Raw genomic sequence first — 17551 nt, 5'->3', positions numbered from 1 at the left:
CCGCAGCTGCGGGAAGTGGCCGCGCTGGAAGAGGAAGAACTCGTCCTGGTCCACCACCCCGCTGCCGTCCGCGTCCGCCACCGCCAGGAACGCCCGGGCCAACCCGCCGAGCGCGGCCTCGGCCGCCGCCGGATCGTCCGCCAGCGCCGCGGTCGACTCCAGGAACTGCGCGCGTCTCATCGCCCGTGCTCCGTCGGGCAGTTGGGGCAGGTGCACCTCGCGCCAGATCGCCAGGTACGCGTCCACCACCCGCTTCTCCTGCGGCGACCCGGCCGGGTGGCCCAGTGAGCGCGCCAGCGACTGGCCCATCAGGACGTGGTCCTGCTCGGTGAGCAGGCCGTCGCCGTCCGCGTCGAGGTGGTCGAAACCGTGGCTGATCTTGGCGATGAGCAGGTCCTCGGACACTGGTGACCCTCCGCTGGCAAGGAATTGACGGAGAGTCAGTTTAGGGGCCGCGTCAACGGGCGGGGCGCGGAGGGTGCGATCGATGCTTGACCTCAAGCGGACTTGAACTCCTAGGCTCGGCCGCATCGACCTGAGACCAGGGGAGGGCCCGGCCGTGGAGTACACGCACAGCGACGCCGAACTGATCAAGCAGCCCATCGGGTACTGGAGTTGGGCAGCCTACAAGGCCGTCGTCACCCGCACCCGCGGGGCGCTGGCCGAGCTCGGCACCACCCAGCCGCAGTGGTGGGTGCTCGCCCAGCTCGCCCACGCCACCGAACCGCGCAGCCGCACCGGGATCTCCGACCTGCTGAGCGGCTACCTCGACGCCGGGCCGGAGGCGATGGGGGCCGAGATCGACCTGACCGTCGAGCGCGGCTGGGTCACCCAGTCCGCCGACGGCCTGCTCGCCCTGACGCCCGAGGGTCGGGCGCTGTTCACCAAGGCCGCCGCCCGCCAGGACGAACTGTGGGCCGAACGGCACCGGGACATCTCCGACGAGGAGTACCTGACCACCATGAAGGTCCTGCAGCGGTTCATCCACAACACCGGCGGCCGGGCCTGGCACCACTGACCGCCCGCCGCCCGCCCGCCGGTCGCCGGCCGCCCGACGGTAGGGTCGGACGGACCACACCGCCGGGCCCGGGAGCTGCCGATGCGTCACGCCGACGATCCGACCGACGCCCGGATCAGGACCCACGGGCGCGTCGCCACCGCGCTCGCCCTGCTCGGCGACCGGCAGCTGGGCGAACTGCTCGACGCCGCGGGCGACTCGGGGCCCGTCACCGCCGGGATCGGCGGTCGGGCGGGTGCGGTGGAGGTCGACGGCACCCGGGTGTTCGTCAAACGGGTGCCGCTCACCGACCTGGAACTCGAACCGGCCCACGTCCGCAGCACCGCCAACCTGTTCGAGCTGCCCGGGTTCTACCAGTACGGCATCGGCTCCACCGGATTCGGCGCCTGGCGCGAGCTCGCCGCCCACATCCTCACCACCCACTGGGTGCTCGACGGCGCCTACGAGGGCTTCCCGCTGATGCACCACTGGCGCGTGCTGCCCGACACCCCGCCGGCGGGCTTCATGGACGAGTTCGGCGGCGTCGACGGCGCCGTCGCCCACTGGGACGGGCACCCGGCCGTGCGCAGGCGGCTGGAGGCGCTGGCCGGCGCCTCGCACAGCCTGGTGCTGTTCCTCGAACACCTGCCGCACACCCTCGCCGACTGGCTCCACGACCATCCCGACCGCACCGGCGCCCCGCAGCTGTGGGCGGCCGAGGAACTGGCCCGCGGCACCCGGTTCATGAACGAACGCGGCTTCCTGCACTTCGACGCGCACTTCCGGAACGTGCTCACCGACGGCCGCCTGATCGCGTTCGCCGACTTCGGCCTCGCCCTCGGCGAACGCTTCGACCTCACCCCGGCCGAGCGCCGCTTCCTCGCCGACCACCGCGGCTACGATCGGCACTACACCGCCGCCCACCTGCTCCAGCACCATCTGCTGGACCGCTACCGCGGCGAGCGCGAACGCACCGACTTCCTGCGCGCCTGGCTCGCCGGACACCGCCCCGCCACCGTGCCCGGACCCGCAGCCGCCCTGCTCGACCGGCACGCCCCGATGGCCGTGGCGCTGGACGGGTTCCACCGCCGCCTGCTGAGGGAGAGCAAGCTCACGCCCTACCCGCGGGCCGAACTCGAACAGGCGGCGACCGACCGGCGAGCCGTCAGACCTTGACGAGCTCGCCGGACTTCGCCCAGTTGTCGTGCAGCCGGTCCAGGTACGACCGGGCCTCCGGGCCCGGGTTCGCGCCGCGCGCGAACGCCAGCATGTTGCCGGCACCCGTGTTGTAGCCGAGCGCCATCAGCTCGTTCCGGTTGTACGACCCCGCCCACTTCGCGGGCAGCTGCGCCCCCAGGTCGTGCAGGTGCCAGGCCGCCGCCTGCACCGCCAGCGCCGGATCGTCCGGCAGGTCCTCCCACGGCCGGGCGGCGAACGACCGGTTGCGGCGGCACTCCTCGTACGCGGCGCGGTGCATGTTGGCGATGCCGAACGAGGCCTCCGGCTTCATCTTCTGCCAGGCCCGCTCGACGTCCGGCCCGTGCGGCTTGTACGACTCGTTGAACAGGATCGCCATCACCAGCTGCGGGTCGACCCCCGCCTCGGCGGCGTACTTGCGCACCTCCGGGACGAACCGCGGCGGCGAGTAGTCGGCCGAGCCGCGCGGCGTCGACGAGGAGTCGGGTGAAGGCGTGCCCGCCGACGGGGCCGGGGCGGAGGCGGCGGGCGGGGCGCCGGCCGACGGGGCCGCGGAGTCGCCGCCGCGTTCGTACAGCCAGATGCCGAGCACCGCCAGGGCCAGCACCGCCCACGGCCATTTCGCGCCGCGCTCCGCCACCGCCGGGCCTCCTTCTGTCCGGGTCCGCCTGCCCGGCCACCGGTCCGCCGCCGACCGGCGGCCGTGTCCTGCCGACGGCCTGCTGCGTTCTGCCAGGTGTCGCTCGCGGCGGGCGGCCCGCCGCGACGACCTGGGGGTGAGCTTACGTACCCGGAACGAATTTGTATGCTTCGCTCCAATCTCTACATGCGTGTAGAGGAACCGGACGGCGTCCGGTGTGCGTCTGTCAGGCCGAACCGGCCGCACGTCGCACCGACGACGCGGCAGTGGACGAGGGGTGACCATGACCGGGCGAAGGCCGGCGCGCTCGCGCGGCGAGACACCGCTGTGGCGGGACGAGTACGGGCAGCAGGCGCCGACGCCGACCCCCGGACCGAGCGGGACGTCCATGCCGACCCAGCGGGCCGGACGGCGGCAGCCGGAGGGCGCGCGCCGTGCCTCCGGGCGGCAGTCGGAAAGCGCTTACCGGGCGTCCGGGGAGCGGTCGGAAAGCGCTTACCGCGAGCCCGGGCGACGCGTCACCGAGCAGCGCCGGACCGGGGAGCAGCGCCGGACCGGGGAGGGGCGCCCGGCCGCGGCCCCGCGGGCCGAGCGGCGCCGGTCGGCGGCCGCGTCCCCGAACCGGATGCCCGCGGTGCTGCCCGCACTCGGACTGCCCGTGCTCGGGGCGCTCGCCGACGAACTGTTCGGCGGCGGACTCGGCTGGCTCTACTCGACGTGCGCGGTGCTCGGTGCGGGCATGGCCGCGCTGGTCGCGACCCGGCGCGGCTGGTGGTGGATCGTCAGCGGCGCACCGGTGGTCACGCTGACGGTGGCCTGCGCCGTCGACTACCTGGCGCGCAGCGACCGCTACCAGGGCGCCGGACTCGCCACCCAGGGCCTGCGGCTGATCAGCGGTCAGTTCTGGCCGATGGTCGCCGCCGTCGCCGCGGCGCTGCTCGCCACCGTCGTCCGCACCCGCCGCACCCGGAAGGCCCACCATGGCTGAGCAACGCAGCGCCCGCCGGGGCGGCGCCCGCCCGTCCCGCCCCGCCCCCCTGGTGATCGCCGGCCGCACCGTCGCCTGCGGCGTCTCGCTGGCCGTGCTCGCCGTCAGCGGCTTCGCCTGGTACACCGTCAACGACCTGAACGGCGTCACCCGCTCGCACGCCCTGGACGAGGCGAAGAAGAACGCCCCCAAGCACCTCGACAAGTCCATCAACCTGCTGCTGATCGGCCTGGACAGCCGAAAGGACATGGACGGCAACGACCTGCCCAAGGAGTTCGTCCAGGACGAACTGCACGCCGGCTCCAGCGAGATCGGCGGCTACAACACCAACTCGCTGATCGTGCTGCACATCCCGCCCAGCGGAAAGGTGCAGGCGGTGTCCATCCCGCGCGACGACTGGGTGCAGACGTACGGCGCGGACGGCAAGATGCACAAGATCAAGGAGGCGTACGGGTACGCCAAGGACGCCGCCGAGCAGAAGCTGCGCGCCAAGGGCGTCAAGGGCGCCGACCTGGAGCACCAGAGCCGCGAGGCCGGTCGCTCCGCCACCATCCAGACCGTGCAGAAGCTGCTCGACATCCCGATCGACCACTTCGCCGAGGTCAACCTGCTCGGCTTCTACGACATCGCCAAGGCAGTCCAGCCGATCACCGTCTGCCTGAACAAGCCCGTCAACGACCCGATCGTCTCCCGGGTCACCGACAGCAAGGGCAACGTGATCAGGCCCGGCGGCGGCACCGGCCTGCAACTGCCCGCCGGCGAGAGCCAGTTGGACGCCGCCCAGGCGCTCTCCTTCGTCCGCCAGCGGCACAACCTCACCAACGGCGACCTCGACCGCACCCACCGCCAGCAGGCCTTCATCGCCTCCGTCGAGTACAAGCTCAAGCAGCAGGGCGTGATGGACGACCTCGGCAAGCTGCAGTCGCTGCTCGACGTGGTCAAGAAGGACGTGGTGATAGACGACGACTGGCAGATCCTCGACTTCGCCCAGCAGGCGCCCAACCTGACCGGCGGCAACGTCGAGTTCAACACCCTGCCGATCGACAAGTTCGCGAACATCGGCGGCCAGGAGGTCAACCAGGTCGACCCGGGCAAGCTGCGACGCATCGTCAAGCAGCTGTTCGGCCAGGCCGCCGCCGACCCCGCGCCCGCGCCCGCCGCCACGACCGACGCACCCGACGCCGCGCCGCCCGCCAACGCCGCCGACACCACCGTCGACGTGCTCAACGGCTCGCCCGTCACCGGTGCGGCCGCCGACGAGTCCAAGGCGCTGACCGCGCTGGGCTACCGGGCCGGAAAGGCCACCAACTCCGACACCAGGCCGAAGACCACCACCGTCAAGTACGGCGCCGGGGCCAAGGACGCCGCCCAGCAGATCGCCACCCGCTACGGCGCCACCGCCACCGCCTCGACCGCCGTCCTCGCCGGCCACGTCCAGATCACCCTCGGCACCGAGTACACCGCCCCCGGCGGGACGCCCACCGCCGGCGCCGACCCCAACCCCGCCGCGACGCTCCAGATGCAGGGCCCGCCGGTCAAGGCCGGGGGAGTGCCCTGCGTGGACTGACACCCGCCCGGAGCCCGCAGGGACGAGAGAAGGCCCCCGCCGAAGCAGCGGGGGCCTTCCCATTGGTCGAGGGCCGGGCTACCAGGGCGTGGCGGCCTTCACCAGCAGCAGCAGCGCCACCGCCGCGTTCAGCGCGAAGACCGCGGAGGCCGCCGTGCCCGCCGCCGCGACCATCGCCGCCAGACCGGCCGGACTGGCCGGCGGCGGCCAGGACTCGCCCAGGGCCGGGCTGAGCAGGGCCGTCACCCGGCGGGGGACCGGGCCCGGGGCGGCGAACGCCGCGAACGACGGGGCCGGCACCGCGGAGCGCGTCACCAGCGCCGCCCGGGCCACCGCGCGGGCCGTCAGCCGGCGGTCGCCCACCGAACCCGCGGCCTCCTCGTCCGCCCACCGCTCCGTCGCATAGCCGACCGCCTTCTGCAACGGCCGCAGGAACGGGTTCACGCAGCTCGCCAACTGCGCCGCCAGCAGGTAGCGGTGGTGACGGTTCGCCAGGTGCGAGCGCTCGTGCGCCAACAGCGCCCGCTGCTCGTCGGCGTCCAGGCTGTCCATCATCGCCGTCGACACCACCACCCGGCCCGGCACGCCCGGCACCGCGTACGCGTACGGCTCCGGGTCCGGCAGCACCACCAGGTCCGAATCCAGCGGCATCGGCGCCAGCGCCCGCTGCGCCCGCGCCCGGATCCGCAGATGACGGCGCAACGAGCGCGAACACGCCGTCAGCACCGTCACCAGACCGACGACCGCGGCCGTGCCCACTTCCTCGTGGAACGGCACCGCCGTCCGGATCTCCGGATCCGACCAGCTGTCCGGCAGCGGGTTGCCCGGAATCTGCGCGGTGCCCACCACGAACAGCAGCCCCAGCGCCAGCGTGCTGCACACCGCCATCGACACGCCGATCCAGCTCAGCAGCCGCACCGCGCGACGCGGGTGCAGATGGTGCTCAGCCAGCCGCGCGATCGGCCACGAGGTCAACGGCAGCACCAGCGGGAGGAAGACGAAGAAGCCCATGGATCAGCCCCCGCCGCCCCGGCCCGCGCCGCTCCCCGGCGGGTCCGCCGCGTTCAGCAGCGACCGCAGCAGCTGCTCGTCCTCGGGCGTCAACGCCGTCACGAAACTCGCCAGCACCGCGTCCCGGTCCGGCTCGGTGTCCAGCAGCCGGCGCATCCGGCGGGCCGTCAGACCCGCCGCCGCGTCCGCCGCCGCCGACCACACGTACGCCCGCCCGACCCGGCTGCGCGACACCGCCTGCTTCGCCAGCAGCCGCGACAGGATCGTCATCACCGTGGTGTACGCCAGCTCGCCGCCCAGCTGCTCCTGCACCCAGGACGCCGTCACCGGCCCCGGCGCGCCGTGCAGCACCGTGAGCACCTCGGTCGCCAGCTCACCCTGGCCGCGGCGCCGCCGGCCGCCCTCCTCGCCGTCACCGGACTCGCCCATCTCCGGATCGGGGCCCGCCAACTCCATCGGAGACTCCCTCCGCCGCGGCCGCCCCGCGCTCGACTCGGACTGTTCACCCCCATCCTAGGGGCCGCCCACCCGGCGGGACGGAGCGGGAAAGCGTTTACCGAACGCGAACAAGCAGTTGACCGAGGACCCGCTATGGTGTGCGGCACCCGCGGTGATCATGCTCGCCGTACCCTCCCCCCCACCTCGTTCTGCCCCGTTCCGCCCTGTTTCGCCCAGGAGAGCCCCGTGTCGCACCGCCGCGCCCGCGCATCGTCCCGCCGCCCCCGGGGCCGCCGTGCCGTCCTGCTCTCCGCCGCCACCGTCCTGGTCATCGGCAGCGGCGTCGCCGCCCTCGCCGCCACCACCAAGGACCACCCCGCCCCGCGCGCCGCCGAACCCGCCGCGAGCGCCCCCACCGACCCGGACACCGCACCCGCGCCCGGCGACAGCGCCTCCCCGTCCGCGTCCCCCTCCACCTCGGCCTCCCCGTCGGCCTCCGCCTCCGCGAAGCCCTCCGGATCCGCCGCCCCCTCGGCCTCCGCCGGCGCCACCGCCCCCGCGGCCGCCCGCAACGCCGCACCGGCCGCCAAGCCCGGCACCGCCCCCGCGACGTTCACCGGACTCGCCTTCGACACCTGCACCGCACCCCCGCTCGCCACCATGAACGCCTGGTACGGCACCTCCCCGTACGGCGCCGCCGCCGTCTACATCGGCGGCAGGAACCGCGGCTGCGCCCAGCCCCAGCTCACCGCCGGCTGGGTCGGCTCCGTCACCAACACCGGCTGGAAGCTCGTCCCGCTGTACGTCGGCGCGCAGCCCCCGTGCCAGACCGGCAACAGCCCCGAGAAGCTCACCGCCGACACCGCCACCACGCTCGGCACCAGCGACGGCAACGACGCCGTCGCCAAGGCGGCCGCCCTCGGCATGCGCGCCGGCAGCACCCTCTACCTCGACGTCGAGGCGTACAACACCGCCGACACCGGCTGCGCCGACGCCGTCCTCGCGTACACCCAGTCCTGGAACCGCGCCGTGCACAACTCCGGCTACTGGGCCGGGTTCTACGGCTTCGCCTCGTCCAGCGCCGCCGGCATCGCCCAGGCCGCCGGGGCCGGCGCCGCCGACCTGCCCGACGCCCTCTGGTACGCCCGCTACGACGGCGCCGCCGACACCACCGGCAGCTTCCCGTTCGCCGGCGGCCTGTACGCCGGCCACCGCCGCGCCCACCAGTACCAGGTCAACCAGAAGGAGACCTACGGCGGCGCCGCGCTCACCGTCGACCGCAACGCCTGGGACGCGCCCGTCGCCGTCGTCGGCTGACGGCCCGTCGGGGCAGGGGAGCCGGCGATGCCGGGGTGCGCTAGCGTGCCGCTGTGAACAGCGAACCCACGGACCCCGGCACCCTGTCGGCCATGGACAGCACCGCCGGATACGCCGACGCCGCCGAAGCCCTGGTCGAACAGTACGAGAGCGTGAGCTTCGCGGAGGTCCACCGCGAGGTGCTCCACCTGTTCCCGACCCGGCCCGCCGCCGTGCTCGACATCGGCGCGGGCAGCGGACGCGACGCCGCCGCCCTCGCCGCCGCCGGGCACCGCGTCACCGCCGTCGAACCCACCGCCGCGATGCGCGAACTCGCCCGCGCCCGGCACGCCCGGCACGCCGTCGACTGGGTCGACGACGCCCTCCCGCAGCTGCCCGAACTCACCGCCCGCGCCGACCGCTACGAGCTGATCCTGCTCACCGCCGTCTGGATGCACCTCGACGCCGAACAGCGCGCCGCCGCCATGGCCACCCTGTCCCGCCTGCTCGCCGACGGCGGCCGGATCGTCCTCTCGCTGCGCCACGGCCCGGTGCCGCCCGGCCGCCGGATGTTCCCGGTCGGCGCACCTGAGACGGTCGCCCTGGCCCGCGCCAACGGGCTGGCGCCGCTGCACCTCGCCCACCGCGAGGACCCGCACGCCAGGGCCGGCGTCAGCTGGACCTACCTTGCGCTGCATGCCGCCGACGAGCCGTCAGCCGCCGTCCCCGGGGCGCGGGACGGGCAGGGCCTGGCGGGAGACGGCGTCAGCAGGTCGTAAGGTGGAGACGCCCGGCGCCCGGCGGGTCGGCCGCGCGGCGTCGGCACCCATGACCGGCACGGCCCCGACGGCCGAGCACCGAGGGAAGGACGACCTGCGCCATGGCAGCTGACATCCGGGTGGAGCCCCTGGGCGACCGCGAATACCTGGTCCGGGTCGAGCAGGGCTCGGCCCAGGCCTCCACCCAGATCCGGGTCACCGACGGCGTGTTCGACCGGACCGGGCTCCCGGAGGTCGAAGAGGGGCGCGTGGTGCACGAGACCGTGGCGTTCCTGATCGAGCGTCAGCCCGTGATCGACATTCCTCCGATGATCGACCTGGACGACCTCGCGGACGCCTACGGCGACAGCTACCTGGAGGAGCTGGAACGCCGCCTCGGCAGCCGCTGAGCGACCCCCCTGGGCGGAAGCTCAGGCAGCTGCTGAGCGGACGACCCCTGGGCTTCCGCTGGACCATCCCCGACGACGGCGCCCCGCCCGAATCCCAGGCCGCCGCTGCCCTCCGGCGGTTGGCCCGGCAGGATCCCAAGCGGTACGCCCGGGTGGTCGCCGGGAGTCGGGAGCGCGCCGAGGAGCTCGGATACCGCTGGCCGTACCCGAACTGACCGGCCGTCAGCATTTCGGCTGGCGGGGTCGCCGGGGGCTGCCCGGGTCCGTCGGGATTGCGGGATTTGCGTAGATACCGGCAGGTCAAGCAGGCTCTACGCATGAGCACACCCGTGTACCGGGGCCCCGCCCTGCTGTTGGCCGACGGACTGGAGATCCCCGTCCAGGTGGAACTGACCGGAAACGTCCCCGAACTCGGCCTGCCCGGTTGGACCGGGGTGCTGGAGAGCGGGGACACCCGGTTCAGTGCGGGCAGCGTGCGCTCCGGGCGGCTGCGGCTGCCCGGCGGGTGGGAAGGCGGCTTCGCGGTGATGCGTCGCCTGCTCGGCGTCTCCACCGTGTGGGTGCGCGGCAACGACGTCGAGGCCTCGCCGGCGGACTGGCCCACCGGCTGACGGCGGGTCACCGGCACGGGTCGGCGGCAGGGGTCGACGGGGCGGGTCGACGGGGGCGCGCAAGGGGGGCGAGACCGGCGCGGGGCGCCGTGGCGCGCGCGGTGGGTGCGCGGTCGGTGCTGCATCCGTGAGTGGTCCGACGGCGAACGGCTGTCGCTCACCGGGGTCGACACGCTACGGTCTGTGTTCTGGAGGTGGACGATGACCGAGCAGCAGACCTGCCCGGGCTGCGCCGGGGCGCGCGGCACGGAGAAGACCGAGCACTCCGTGGAGACCGACGGCCAGGGGTGGCAGCAGCCCGTGCGGCGCACCTTCTGGTCGCCGTGCACGGTGTGTGCGGGCTCGGGGGTGGTGCACCGATGAGGCTGGTCTTCGTCTGCCAGAGCTGCGGCTGCCACTACCTGGTGCCGCCCGCCCTGCACTACCCCGACGGCGGCCGGGCCAGCGCCGTCTGGTGCTCGGTGTGCCAGGCGGCGGCCGCCCGCAGCGGCACCGCCGAGCCCACCGAACTCGCGGCCGTCGCCGTCCTGCTGGCCGTCCGCGCCCTCAAGGCCGCCCTCGCCGGCCGTGAGCAGTCGCGCCGCGACCAGCCGCGCCGGGACCGCCGGCCGACCCGCCCCGCCCCCACCTCCCGCGGCCGGACCCGCCCCACCGGAGCCCGCACCCGCCTGTCCTGACCGGCGGGGCGCGGGCCCCGGTGCGATCCGGCGGCCGGCTCAGGCCCAGCGCCCGGCCGCGGCCGCCTCGTCGACGAACTGTTCGAAGGAGCGGGGCGGTCGGCCGAGGGCCTGCTGGACGCCGTCGGAGACGGTGGCGCCGCGGCCCTCGCGGACGTCCACCAGCAGGCCGGTGAGCAGCCGGGCGGCCGCCGCCGGGACGCCCTCCCCGGTCAGCCGGTCCGCGAACGCGGCGGCGGGGACGTCGAGGTGACGGAGCGTCCGGCCGGTCGCGGCGGCGATCACGTCGAGCGCCTCGTCGAAGGAGAGCGCGGCCGGGCCGGTCAGCCGATAGGTGCGGCCGCGGTGGCGATCCTCCGTCAGGGCGGCGGCGGCGACCGCGGCGATGTCCTCGGCGTCGACGAACGGGGTGCGCCCGTCGCCGGTCGGGGCGGCGAGCGTGCCGGAGCGGACGCCCGGCAGCCAGAACGACTCGCTGAAGTTCTGCGCGAACCAGTCGGGCTGCAGGATCGTCCAGTCGACGCCGGAGCCGCGGACGGCCTGCTCGGCCGACTTCAACGGGTGACCGTCGTCTGCCTCGCCCACCCCGTACGCGGACAGCAGCACCAGCCGGGTCACGCCCGCCGCGACCGCCTCGGACACCAGGCGGGCAATGCGGTGCCGGTCGGCGCCCGGGCGCAGAGCGGGCTCCAGCAGGTACATCGCGCCGGCCCCGTCCAGCGCGGGCCCCCAGGTCGTCGGATCGTCGAGGTCGAACCGGACGTCGCCGCCGGTGCGGGACGCGGTACGGACGGGCAGGCCGTCGGCGGACAGCCGGCGGGCGATGCGGCGGCCGGTCGTGCCGGTGCCGCCGAGAACCAGGATGCTCTTCATGCCCCTCAGCCAACCGCGCCGAGTTCGGACGATCCATGGGAGATCGTCGCGCAGACCTTCGTGATCGTCTAACGTGGCGTCACATGGATGTTCTGAGCGATCTGCTGCACCGGGCCCGCGCCACCAACGCGCAGATCCGGCAACTGATCCAGCGGCCCCCGTGGGCGACGACCTTCGCCGACGCCCCGCCGCTCACCGTCGTCGCCACCCTCGGCGGCCGGGCGAGCGTCCGGCTCGACGACGACCCGGGGGCCGCGCCCGTCCGGCTGGCCGCCGGAGACATCGCACTGGTCAGCGGCACCGCCCAGTACACCATCGCCGACTCCCCGGACACCCCGCCGCAGATGGTCGTCCGCGACGGGCGCAAACACCTGATCGACGCCGACGCCCCCGCCCAGCAGCCGCTCGCGCCCCGCACCTACGGCGACGGGCTGCCCGGCGCCACCACCCTGCTGCGCGGCGCGTACGAGATCCGCGGGGAGGTCGGCGAACGTCTGCTGCGCACCCTCAGCCCACTGGCCGTGGTCCCCGCCGGGCCGCGCACCCGCGCCGTCCTCGAACTGCTCGCCGCCGAGACCGCCCACGAGGCGCCCGGCCAGGACGCCGTCCTCGAACGGCTGCTGGACCTGGTCCTGGTCCTCGCGCTGCGCGAGTGGTGCGCCCGTCCGGACGCCCGAGTGCCGTCCTGGCACCGGGCGTTGGCCGCCCCCGCGATCGGCGAGGCGCTGCGGCTGCTGCACGAGAACCCCGGGCACCGCTGGACGGTGGCCGAACTCGCCGCGAAGGTCGGGCAGTCCCGGGCCACGTTCGCCGCGCACTTCACCGCCGCCGTCGGCGAACCCCCGCTCGGCTACCTCACCGGCTGGCGGATGACCCTGGCCGCCGACCGGCTGCGTGACACCGACCGCACCGTCGCTGCCGTCGCACGCGAGGTCGGCTACGAGGACGCGTTCGCCTTCAGCACCGCCTTCAAGCGCGCCCGCGGCGCCAGCCCCGCGCACTGGCGCCGCGCCCACCGCTCCGCCTGACGGCTGCTCCGCCTGACGGCCTGCTCAGCCGCCCGGTCGGCGGACGGTGCGCGGGCCCAGGGGAGTGGCGCCGAGCGCGGTGACGCGCTCGCGCAGGCCGCGGTCGGCGGTGACCACCAGGCACCGGCGGGAGGGCTCCCCGGCGACCAGTTCGACGATCCGGTCGTCACCGCTGCCGGGAGCGGACTCCACCCGGACACCGGGCACCGACTCCACCCCGCGCGCGGCGCCCTCCACCACCAGAACAACCGTCAGCGGGCCCGGCAGCTCCGGAAGTCCGTCGCGGGCCACCGCTGTCAGCGAGTCGCGCAGGCGCTCCGCCGCGCCGCGCCGATCGCGCCACCAGCCGTCCGGGACCGAGCCGACCATGTTCGCGCCGTCCACCACCAGCAGGGGCGGTCGGGGATCGGCCGGGCCGTCGAAGTTCTCCATGGGCGTCAAGACTGCCACGGTGCACGGGCGGTGCGGACGCTGTGCTCGGCGATGCGCAGGTCGTGGGGGAGGCGAAAAGGCAGTGTAAAGGCGATTTTTGAGGGTTGGTACGAACCAGTCACTACTGGGCGGTATTGTCTGTGCGGCAATCCCGTACGAGCATTCGCTTTTCCCGATCGGACCCCCCTCTCATGAATCACGGCACCATGGCCCATCTCGACGGTTTTCAGTACGGGTGGGTGAACCCGGTCGTCGCGTATGCCATCGCGTGCGTGGGCGCGGCCATCGGACTGCGGTGCACGGCCCGGGCCGTGACGCTGCCCTCGCGGAAGCGGGCCGGCTGGCTGGCGCTGGCGGCCGGCGCGTTCGGGTGCGGAATCTGGTCGATGCACTTCATCGCGATGCTCGGCTTCATGGTGGACGCCTCCACCCTGGTCTACGACATTCCGCTGACGCTGCTGAGCCTGCTGGTCGCGGTCGTCGTGGTCGGCCTCGGCATCGGCTACGTCGGCTACCGCGGCAGCGGCACCGGCACCTTGCTGACCAGCGGCGTGCTGACCGGTTGCGGCGTCGCCGTGATGCACTACCTCGGCATGGCCGCCATGCAGGTCGAGGGCGCGGTCTCCTACGACACCCTGCTGGTGGTCGCCTCGGTCGCCATCGCGATCGCCGCCGCCACCGCCGCGCTGTGGATGACGCTGCACATCAAGGGCCTGGCGGCGGCGCTCGGCGCGGCGCTGATCGCCGGCGTCGCCGTGGTCGCGATGCACTACACCGCGATGGCCGCCGTCACCGTCACCCTGGACGGCCGCGCGCCCGGCACCGGCGTCCCCGCCTCGCAGTTCGCCCTGCCGGTGGCCGTCGGCATCGTGGTGGTGCTCGCCGTCGCCGGCCTGGCCGTCGCCTTCTCCCCGCAGGACGACGAGCCCGGCGCCGGCCCGGCCGTCGAGCCGATCCGGGTCGACCTGTTCGGCCAGGAACGCCACTGACCGCAGCGCCCCCGCCGTACCCCGCCGCACCTGACGCCGCCCGACTCCCCGGGCGGCGTTCGGCGTTCGGGCCGTTCGGCGTTCCGGCCGTTCGGGGCGGCGGCCGGGAGGTCGGCCGAGCTCAGGGCGACGTGGTCGACGGCGCGGGCAGCCGGGCGTCCTCGGGCGTGACGGCCGTCGCGGCGGCCAGCCGGGCCGTGCCGAAGTGCCGCTGCGCGTACGCCGCGACGGTGGTCGCCGCGCCCAGGGCGAGCCAGCCCAGCGGGCCGGTGGAGAGCACCGCGCCCGTCAGCAGCAGCGGGCCCGCCGCCTTCTCGGTGGACTGGGCCATTCCGGCCACACCGAGGTACTCGGGGCGGGCCCGCTCCGGGGCCAGCGCCACCGACAACTCCCAGGACACCACCGAGCGCAGCAGCTCCGCGAAGGTCACCAGCACCGCCGCCACCAGCAGCAGCGCCGAGGCGAGGACCGGCCCCGGGCCGTGCGCGGCGGCCGCCGCCGCACAGCAGCCGAGCACCGTGAAGCCGTACATCGGCACCGCCCGCACCGCCTGACGGGGCGTCCGGACCCGGGCGGAGACCCGCAGCTGCGCGACCACCACCAGCACCGTGTTGATCGCCAGGAACGCCGGGACCAGTGCGTGCGGCGCACGGGTGGCGTGGATCAGCCACAGCGGCAGGCCGACGTTCAGGATCGCGTCGTCGATGGTCAGCGCGCAGTCCAGCGCGACGAACCGCAGGTAGCCGCCGTCCCGCCAGGGGCTCGGCCGGGCCGCGGAGCCGGCGTCCGGCGACGGCTGCCCGGACCCGGCGACCACCCGGCCCTCGTGCCGGGGCTCCCGGACGCCCGCGACCAGGGCGGCCGACAGCAGGAAGGAGACCACGTCGGCGAGCAGCAGCGCCCGGTACGCGGCCGGAGTGCCGACCGCGAGTCCGATCGCGGCCAGGCCCGCGCCCGCCGCGTACCCCGCGTTCATCGCCGTCCGGGACAGCGCCCGGTACACCGAACGCCGGTCGCCCGCCACGTCGGTGGCGAACAGCATCTCCATCGCCCGCGCCGCCCGGTCGCCCAGCGCGGTCACGGCCACCAGGCCCAGCAACGCGCCGAACGAGGAGCAGAGCAGCACCGCCGCCAGCGCCACCGCCCGCAGCAGGTGACACCCGATCAGCACCCGCCGGCCCCCCAGCGACGCGGCCAGCCGCCCGGCGAGCGGCGAGCCGGCGATGCCCGCCACCGAGGCGACGCCGAGCAGCAGCCCGACCTGCCCGGCCGTCAGCCGCTCCACCTCGGTGAAGTACAGCACGCACGCCGCCGCCCATACCCCCGACCCCGTCCGGTCCGCGAACACCACCGCCAGCATGGTCCGCCCGGCCGCCCCGCCCGGCGGATTCCGCAGCTGCGCCCACAACCCGGCCCCGCCACCGCGTTCCCTGCTCGCCGTCCCCACCGTCGCCACCCCGTTCCCGCCGCCGTTCGATCCGTACCGGGAGCACTCTGCCGGAGAACTCTCTTGATATCAAGATGCTTGATGTCGAGATGAAAACCAGTGGTCAACCGGCCCCGGCGGGCGGCAGAATGCCCCGATGCGCACCCCGCACTCCTCCGACCCCGAGCTGTGCGGCGCGTTCGCCGTCGAGTGGACGCAACGGTGCCCCGGGCCGCAGTGGCCCGGGGCACCCGTGGTCGGTGGTGCTACTCCGGCAGCAGGTTGTACTCGCTCAGCAGTTCGCCGATCTCCGAGGTCTCCAGCCGGGCGTTCAGCCGCTTGCGGAGGACGTGCGGGCCGGGGAGGGACACCGGCTTGCCGTCGCGCAGGCGGCTGGCCGCGTTGAGGAGGGCGCGGACGTCGTAGGTCGAGCCGAAGACCTCGGGGACGCCGCGTTCGACGCCCAGCAGCTGGTAGGCCGCCTCCATGCCGGTGCGCACCGAGTACTCGGTGGTGAAGATGCAGTCGCGGGTGGTCTCCGCGAACTGGCCGATGAAGGCGAAGTTCACCGCGCCCGGCGGCACCACGTCCGGACGGTCACCGGCCTTGCGGGGCATGAAGAACGAGGTGACGTACGGCATCATCACCGGCACGCACTTGGCCGCCTCCGCCGCCAGCTCGTCGATCTGTTCGACCGGCACGCCCAGGTGGTACAGCCACTCGCGGGTGATCTCCTCGCCCGTGCACTCCTGCATCGGCTTCTTCACGTAGTCGCCGGGCACGTCCACGAACAGCGAGTACAGCCAGACCACGATCTGGTCCTTCGGCTGCTGCTTGAAGTGCGGCTGCCGGTTCACCGTCCAGCTCAGCAGCCAGGGCGAGTCGCGGACGGTGACGATGCCGCCCGTCACCACTCCGCCCGAGAACGGGTCGCGCTTGCACACCTTCTGGATGTACTCGGGGATGCGGCGGTCCAGCGTGGTCACCGTCGCCGACTCCCACTTGGTCTGCGGGACGTGCGCGCCGAACACGTCCGGGCGGCCGAAGTCCGGGTGCTTGGCCGCGATCCGCCGCCACAGGTCCCAGGCCGGCGCCGGGCCCTCGTCCAGCTTCGCCGGGGTGTGCTGGTCGCCGTTGTCGGAGTTCTCGGTCAGCGAGCCGATGGTGGTGAACAGCAGGTCGTCCGCGGTCAGTTCGACGCCGCCCCGCTCGCCGCCGGAGATCCAGTGCAGCGCCGTCGCCTGCTTGCGGCCGTCCGTGAAGGAGAAGTCGACGTCGGTGACCTCGGTGTCGTACCGGAACACCACACCGTGGTCCATCAGCCACTTCACCAGCGGCAGCACCAGCGACTCGTACTGGTTGTACTTGGTGAACTTCAGCGCCGAGAAGTCCGGCAGCCCGCCGATGTGGTGCACGAAACGGTGCAGGTAGAGCTTCATCTCCAGGGCCGAGTGCCACTGCTCGAAGGCGAACATGGTGCGCCAGTACAGCCAGAAGTTCGACGCCAGGAAGTCCTCGCCGAAGACCTCGTCGATCCGCTTGCCCTCCATCTCCTCGCGCGTCGCCATGAAGACCTTCATCAGGTCCCGCTGCGCCCGGTCGGTCAGCGCGAACAGGCCGTTGGTGCCCGCGTCCCGGCCCTGCTGGTGGGTGACGCGCTGGAGGGAGAAGTTCGGGTCGTCCTTGTTCAGCCAGTAGAACTCGTCGAGGACGCTCGCCCCCTCGATCTCCATCGACGGGACCGAACGGAACAGGTCCCACAGGCACTCGAAGTGGTTCTCCATCTCGCGGCCGCCGCGCACCACGAACCCGCGCTCCGGCTCCTTGATGCCGTCCAGCGCGCCGCCCGGGATCCGCTGCTGCTCCAGGATCGTGATCCGCTCGCCGGCCATCTGCCCGTCCCGGACCAGGAACGCAGCGCCCGCCAGCGACGCCAGCCCGGAACCCACGAACCACGCCCGCTTGTCGTCCACGCCGGCGGGCTTGCGGGGCCGTGCGAACGCCTCGTAGTTGCCGCTGCTGTAGTACATCGCGCGCTCCCTCATCCGTCGTTCCACCGGGCCGACCAAGATCGCCGGCTCCGAGTCCCACCCAACCCGTCCTTATGTCGGCGCGCACGGCGGGATGCCCGCATTGCGCTGTTCAGGTGAAATGGGCGGCCCGATGCTCCGGTCGATTCCGCGCGGGGCATTGACACCCGCCGCGTCACTGCG

20 protein-coding genes are annotated in these 17551 nt (G+C 73.9%); 12 read left to right on the top strand and 8 right to left on the bottom strand.

Going from position 1 to position 17551, the window contains the following annotated elements; all coding sequences use genetic code 11:
• Window positions 1-405 (bottom strand): EF-hand domain-containing protein (locus IEZ12_RS22510; RefSeq protein ID WP_229847790.1); only part of this gene is annotated, 405 nt, incomplete at its 3' end.
• Between the two features lie 154 nt (window positions 406-559).
• Here IEZ12_RS22510 and IEZ12_RS22505 point away from each other — a divergent pair.
• Both IEZ12_RS22505 and IEZ12_RS22500 read left to right on the top strand, forming a co-directional pair.
• The gene (locus IEZ12_RS22505; RefSeq protein WP_189274033.1) at window positions 560-1018 is read left to right on the top strand and encodes a MarR family winged helix-turn-helix transcriptional regulator; all 459 of its coding nucleotides are present in this window, start codon (window positions 560-562) and stop codon (window positions 1016-1018) included.
• Window positions 1019-1099: 81 nt separating this feature from the next.
• A complete protein-coding gene (locus tag IEZ12_RS22500) occupies window positions 1100-2173 on the top strand; it encodes a protein kinase (protein WP_189274031.1) in 1074 nt (357 codons plus the stop codon).
• Here IEZ12_RS22500 and IEZ12_RS22495 read toward each other — a convergent pair.
• Window positions 2163-2834 (bottom strand): transglycosylase SLT domain-containing protein, encoded by a 672-nt coding sequence (locus IEZ12_RS22495; protein WP_229847788.1) that lies wholly within the window; start codon window positions 2832-2834, stop codon window positions 2163-2165. The two genes, IEZ12_RS22500 and IEZ12_RS22495, sit on opposite strands and share 11 nt — an antisense overlap.
• A 283-nt stretch (window positions 2835-3117) precedes the next feature.
• On the opposite strand from IEZ12_RS22495, the gene IEZ12_RS22490 reads away from it, so the two are divergent.
• Window positions 3118-3822: a DUF6542 domain-containing protein gene (locus tag IEZ12_RS22490; RefSeq protein WP_189274173.1), complete on the top strand. Its 705-nt coding sequence runs from the start codon at window positions 3118-3120 to the stop codon at window positions 3820-3822.
• Window positions 3815-5389 carry an LCP family protein gene (locus IEZ12_RS22485; protein WP_189274028.1) on the top strand — a complete coding sequence of 525 codons (1575 nt, stop codon included), beginning with the start codon at window positions 3815-3817 and terminating at the stop codon, window positions 5387-5389. The genes IEZ12_RS22490 and IEZ12_RS22485 overlap by 8 nt, the downstream gene beginning before the upstream one ends.
• A gap of 78 nt (window positions 5390-5467) precedes the next feature.
• Here the strand turns inward: IEZ12_RS22485 and IEZ12_RS22480 are convergent, their stop codons facing one another.
• Both IEZ12_RS22480 and IEZ12_RS22475 read right to left on the bottom strand, forming a co-directional pair.
• Window positions 5468-6400: a M56 family metallopeptidase gene (locus IEZ12_RS22480; protein ID WP_189274026.1), complete on the bottom strand. Its 933-nt coding sequence runs from the start codon at window positions 6398-6400 to the stop codon at window positions 5468-5470.
• A gap of 3 nt (window positions 6401-6403) precedes the next feature.
• Window positions 6404-6856 (bottom strand): BlaI/MecI/CopY family transcriptional regulator, encoded by a 453-nt coding sequence (locus IEZ12_RS22475; RefSeq protein WP_189274025.1) that lies wholly within the window; start codon window positions 6854-6856, stop codon window positions 6404-6406.
• Window positions 6857-7084: 228 nt separating this feature from the next.
• On the opposite strand from IEZ12_RS22475, the gene IEZ12_RS22470 reads away from it, so the two are divergent.
• The 6 genes from IEZ12_RS22470 to IEZ12_RS22445 all read left to right on the top strand — a co-directional run bounded on the left by IEZ12_RS22470 (window position 7085) and on the right by IEZ12_RS22445 (window position 10590).
• A complete protein-coding gene (locus IEZ12_RS22470) occupies window positions 7085-8155 on the top strand; it encodes a glycoside hydrolase domain-containing protein (protein ID WP_308431068.1) in 1071 nt (356 codons plus the stop codon).
• Window positions 8156-8208: 53 nt separating this feature from the next.
• Complete coding sequence (locus IEZ12_RS22465; protein ID WP_229847786.1) at window positions 8209-8913, top strand: class I SAM-dependent methyltransferase; 705 nt, start codon at window positions 8209-8211, stop codon at window positions 8911-8913.
• A gap of 101 nt (window positions 8914-9014) precedes the next feature.
• Entirely contained in the window at window positions 9015-9302 is a 288-nt protein-coding gene (locus IEZ12_RS22460; RefSeq protein WP_189274023.1) for a hypothetical protein, read from the top strand.
• A 317-nt stretch (window positions 9303-9619) separates the two neighbouring features.
• Window positions 9620-9913: a hypothetical protein gene (locus tag IEZ12_RS22455; RefSeq protein WP_157815728.1), complete on the top strand. Its 294-nt coding sequence runs from the start codon at window positions 9620-9622 to the stop codon at window positions 9911-9913.
• A gap of 201 nt (window positions 9914-10114) precedes the next feature.
• Window positions 10115-10276 carry a hypothetical protein gene (locus tag IEZ12_RS22450; protein ID WP_157815729.1) on the top strand — a complete coding sequence of 54 codons (162 nt, stop codon included), beginning with the start codon at window positions 10115-10117 and terminating at the stop codon, window positions 10274-10276.
• Complete coding sequence (locus IEZ12_RS22445; RefSeq protein ID WP_043907202.1) at window positions 10273-10590, top strand: hypothetical protein; 318 nt, start codon at window positions 10273-10275, stop codon at window positions 10588-10590. Before IEZ12_RS22450 ends, IEZ12_RS22445 begins: the two co-directional genes overlap by 4 nt.
• Before the next feature lie 39 nt (window positions 10591-10629).
• Here the strand turns inward: IEZ12_RS22445 and IEZ12_RS22440 are convergent, their stop codons facing one another.
• Window positions 10630-11463, bottom strand: a complete 834-nt coding sequence (locus tag IEZ12_RS22440; protein WP_189274021.1) for an NAD(P)H-binding protein — start codon at window positions 11461-11463, stop codon at window positions 10630-10632.
• Between the two features lie 83 nt (window positions 11464-11546).
• Here IEZ12_RS22440 and IEZ12_RS22435 point away from each other — a divergent pair, with 83 nt between their 5' ends.
• On the top strand, window positions 11547-12491 hold the full coding sequence (locus tag IEZ12_RS22435; RefSeq protein WP_189274019.1) for an AraC family transcriptional regulator: 945 nt from the start codon (window positions 11547-11549) through the stop codon (window positions 12489-12491).
• Window positions 12492-12515: 24 nt separating this feature from the next.
• Here IEZ12_RS22435 and IEZ12_RS22430 read toward each other — a convergent pair whose 3' ends face one another.
• Window positions 12516-12923, bottom strand: a complete 408-nt coding sequence (locus IEZ12_RS22430; RefSeq protein ID WP_189274144.1) for an NTP pyrophosphohydrolase — start codon at window positions 12921-12923, stop codon at window positions 12516-12518.
• A gap of 272 nt (window positions 12924-13195) precedes the next feature.
• On the opposite strand from IEZ12_RS22430, the gene IEZ12_RS22425 reads away from it, so the two are divergent.
• A complete protein-coding gene (locus IEZ12_RS22425; RefSeq protein ID WP_229847785.1) occupies window positions 13196-13912 on the top strand; it encodes an MHYT domain-containing protein in 717 nt (238 codons plus the stop codon).
• Window positions 13913-14033: 121 nt separating this feature from the next.
• On the opposite strand, the gene IEZ12_RS22420 is transcribed toward IEZ12_RS22425, so the two are convergent.
• Window positions 14034-15359, bottom strand: a complete 1326-nt coding sequence (locus tag IEZ12_RS22420; RefSeq protein ID WP_229847783.1) for an MFS transporter — start codon at window positions 15357-15359, stop codon at window positions 14034-14036.
• Window positions 15360-15604: 245 nt separating this feature from the next.
• Window positions 15605-17368, bottom strand: coding sequence for an oleate hydratase (locus IEZ12_RS22415; protein WP_189274015.1), 1764 nt, complete (start codon window positions 17366-17368; stop codon window positions 15605-15607).
• Window positions 17369-17551: the final 183 nt, after the last annotated feature.

Source organism: Kitasatospora griseola (assembly GCF_014648555.1).
GTDB lineage: Bacteria > Actinomycetota > Actinomycetes > Streptomycetales > Streptomycetaceae > Kitasatospora > Kitasatospora griseola.
This window is presented reverse-complemented; position numbering and strand designations above follow the sequence as displayed.